At 66.7% G+C, this 3,173-nt stretch carries 1 protein-coding gene; it reads left to right on the plus strand.

The window, feature by feature from the left end; translation table 11 throughout:
- Positions 1-3,173: AMP-binding protein (locus ACWCPF_RS45295; RefSeq protein ID WP_451051008.1), on the plus strand; the 3,173-nt coding region annotated here is incomplete at both ends.

Raw genomic sequence — 3,173 nt, forward strand, 5'->3', positions numbered from 1 at the left:
GGTGTTGGATGTGGCGGTGTCGTTGTCGGGTGGGGGGATGTTGTTGGTGGCGGGTGAGGAGGAGCGGGCTCAGCCGCGGTTGTTGGGGGAGTTGGAGGGGTTGGGGGCGGCGAGTGTGGTGCCGTCGTTGTTGGAGGTGCTTGAGCCGGGGGATCTGGCGCGGGTGGGGGTGTTGGTGGTGGGTGCGGAGGCGGTGAGTGAGGCGGTGGCTCGGGCCTGGGCACCGGGACGGCGGATGATCCACGCCTACGGGCCGACGGAGTCCACGGTCATTGTGGCGACGGGGGTGGTGGATCCGGAGCGGTCGGGGCCGGTGCCGATCGGTACTCCGACGGCGAACAACCGTCTGTTTGTGCTGGATGGGGGTCTGGGGCCGGTGCCGGTGGGTGTGGTGGGGGAGTTGTATGTGGCGGGTGCGCAGTTGGCGCGTGGGTATGTGGGTCGTGCGGGTTTGACGGCGGAGCGGTTCGTGGCGTGTCCGTTCGGGGTGGGTGAGCGGATGTATCGGACGGGGGATCTGGTGCGGTGGCTGCCTGATGGGCAGTTGGTGTTCGTGGGGCGGGTGGATGAGCAGGTGAAGGTCCGGGGGTTCCGGATCGAGCTCGGCGAGATCGAGGCCGTCCTGCGGACTCATCCGCTGGTTGGTCAGGTGGCGGTGGTCGTCCGGGAAGACATGCCCGGGGACAAGCGGTTGGTGGCTTACGTGGTGCCGGCCGATGCGGATGTCGCTGCGGATGGTCTGCCGGAGCAGGTGCGGGAACTGGCGGGGCAGCGGTTGCCGGACTACATGGTGCCGGCGGCGGTCGTGGTCCTGGACGAGTTGCCGTTGACGGTCAACGGGAAGCTGGATCGTCGGGCGTTGCCGGCACCGCACTATGCCGCTGATGTCAGTGGTGGTCGGGCTCCGGTGTCGGTGCAGGAGGAGATTCTGTGCGCGGTCTTCGCCGAGGTGCTCGGGCTGGACTCGGTCGGGATGGATGACGATTTCTTCCGGTTGGGTGGGCATTCGCTGTTGGCGGTGTCGTTGGTGGAGCGGTTGCGTGGGCGGGGTGTGTCGGTGTCGGTGCGGGCGTTGTTCGAGGCTCCGACGCCGGCTGGTTTGGCAGGTGCGGTTGCGGTGGTGCCGGTGGTGGTGCCGGAGAATCTGATTCCGGTGGGTGCGGGGCAGATCACGGCGGACATGCTGCCGTTGGTGGAGTTGTCGGACGCTGACGTGGAGCGGATCGTCGCCGGGGTAGAAGGTGGTGCGGCGAACGTGGCGGACGTGTATCCGTTGGCGCCGTTGCAGGAGGGCCTGCTCTTCCACCACCTGATAGCCGACGACGGGGGGCAGGACCCATACGTAACGGTGTTGGTGCTGCAGTTCGACTCCCGAGCATGGTTGGACGATTTCGCCCAGGGGTTGCAGCGTGTGGTGGACCGGCACGACATCTATCGCACTGCGGTGGTGTGGGAAGGGCTGCCCGAGCCGGTGCAGGTGGTGTGGCGGCACGTGGCACTGCCGGTCGTGACCCATGTTCTCGACTATGCCGAAGCCGATCCGGTGACGGCGTTGGTGGAGCAGGCGGGCTCGGGGATGGATCTGGGCCGGCCGCCGTTGATGGACCTGCATGTGGCCGAGGTTGCGGACGGCCGTTGGCTCGGGTTACTGCGGACGCACCACATGGTGCAGGACCACCAGGGCCTCGACGTGCTAATGCAGGAGCTCCAGGCCATCGCGACCGGGCGTGGGGATGAGCTGGCGCCGGCGTTGCCGTTCCGGAACTTTGTTGCTCAGGCTCGTAGTGTTTCGCGGGAGGAGCATGAGCGGTTCTTCGCGGAGTTGTTGGGTGATGTGACCGAGCCGACGGCGCCATATGGACTGATGGACGTTCGTGGCGATGGTACGGCGTCGGTGTCGGCTGAGTTGGCGGTGCCGCAGGAGGTTGTGGACCGGTTGCGTGAGGTGACCCGGCGGTTGGGGGTCAGTGCGGCGACGGTGTTGCATGTGGCGTGGGCGCGGGTGCTGGCGGTGCTGTCGGGTCGTGACGATGTGGTGTTCGGGACCGTGTTGTTCGGGCGGATGAACGCGGGTGCGGGTGCCGACAGGGTCGTAGGCCCGTTCATCAATACGTTGCCGGTGCGGGTGCGGACCGAGCAGGTCGGGGTCCGTGCGGCGGTGGAGGAGATGCGGTCGCAGCTGGCGGCGTTGCTCGAGCACGAGCACGCGCCGTTGGCGGTGGCGCAGCAGGCCAGCGGCATTGAGGAGAACACACCCCTGTTCACCTCACTGTTGAACTACCGCTACAACACACGCCGGCGCACGGACCACAACGAGACCGGCCTGGACCAGACGACCGGCATCCGGAGCCTCCTTTCCAAGGAGCGGACCAACTATCCGCTGACCATGTCGGTGGACGACCTCAATACCGGCGGGTTGAGTCTGAGCGTTCAGGCGGTCGATTCCGTTGATCCGTACGAGGTGGGGCTGTTGCTGTGCACAGCCGTGGAACGCATTGTCGCTGTGTTGAGTGACGCGGTGCGTGACGGGTCGGATGTTGCACTGCGCGCCGTGGACCTGCTCGGCGACGAGGAAAGGCGTCGGATATTGGTCGATTGGAATGCCACGGCCCGGCCTGTTCCGGAGCGGGTGGTGACGGTGCATGGGTTGTTTGAGGCTCAGGTGGTGCGGTCTCCGGATGCGGTGGCGGTGGTGGGTGATGGGGTGGAGTTGACGTATGCGGAGTTGGATGTGCGGGCGAATCGGGTGGCTGGGTATTTGGTGGCTCAGGGTGTGGGTGTGGAGTCGGTGGTGGGGGTGGTGATGGAGCGTGGGGTTGATGTGGTGGTGGCGTTGTTGGGGGTGTTGAAGGCGGGTGCGGCGTATTTGCCGGTGGATCCGCAGTATCCGGTGGACCGGATCGCGTTGATGCTGGCTGACAGCGGTGCTGGGTGGGTGCTGACGTCGGTGGGGTGTGCGTCGGTGGCGGTCGAGTCGGCGCCGGCGCAGGTGGCGGTGACGGTCATCGACGAGCCTTCGGTGGCTGCGGTGATTGCCGGGTGTTCTGGTTCTGCGCCGGGGGTGGTGGTGGGTGGGGCGGGGTTGGCGTATGTGATTTATACGTCGGGGTCGTCGGGGGTGCCGAAGGGTGTGGGGGTGGTGCATGGGGGTGCGGTGAATTTGGCGGTGGCGC

The organism is Streptomyces sp. NPDC001858 (genome assembly GCF_053594615.1).